Genomic DNA, 602 nt, shown 5'->3' with positions numbered 1-602 from the left:
GACATGACCTCGTTCGGCAAGATCCGTGTCGAGGGCCGCGATGCCTGCGCCTTCCTGCAGAGGCTTTGCGCCAACGATATGGACGTGGCGCCGGGCAAGATCGTCTACACCCAGATGCTCAACCAGCGCGGTGGCATCGAGAGCGATCTCACCGTCTCGCGGCTGTCTGAAACCACCTTTTTCCTCGTCGTACCGGGCGCCACGCTGCAGCGTGATCTCGCCTGGCTGAAAAAGCATCTCGCCGATGAATTCGTCGTCATCACCGATGTCACCGCGGCCGAAGCCGTGCTCTGCCTGATGGGCCCGGATTCGAGGCAGCTCATTCAAAAGCTGAGCCCGAACGATTTCTCCAACGAAACCAATCCGTTCGGAACGTTTCAGGAGATTGAAATCGGCATGGGGCTGGCCCGCGCCCATCGCGTCACCTATGTCGGCGAGCTCGGCTGGGAGCTTTATGTCTCGACCGATCAGGCCGCACACGTGTTCGAGGCGATCGCTGAGGCCGGCGCCGATGTCGGCCTAAAACTTTGCGGCCTGCACACGCTGGATTCCTGCCGCATCGAAAAGGCCTTCCGGCATTTCGGCCACGACATCACCGACGA

General features: G+C 61.0%; 1 protein-coding gene. It reads left to right on the top strand.

Features of this window, described 5'->3' with window-relative positions; all coding sequences use genetic code 11:
- Positions 1-602 (top strand): aminomethyl transferase family protein (locus AC0L2K_RS35015; protein WP_473533663.1); only part of this gene is annotated, 602 nt, incomplete at both ends.

The organism is Mesorhizobium sp. WSM4817, from assembly GCF_055811135.1.
Note: the sequence above shows the minus strand (reverse complement) of the source record. Positions and strands in the feature narration are given on the sequence as shown.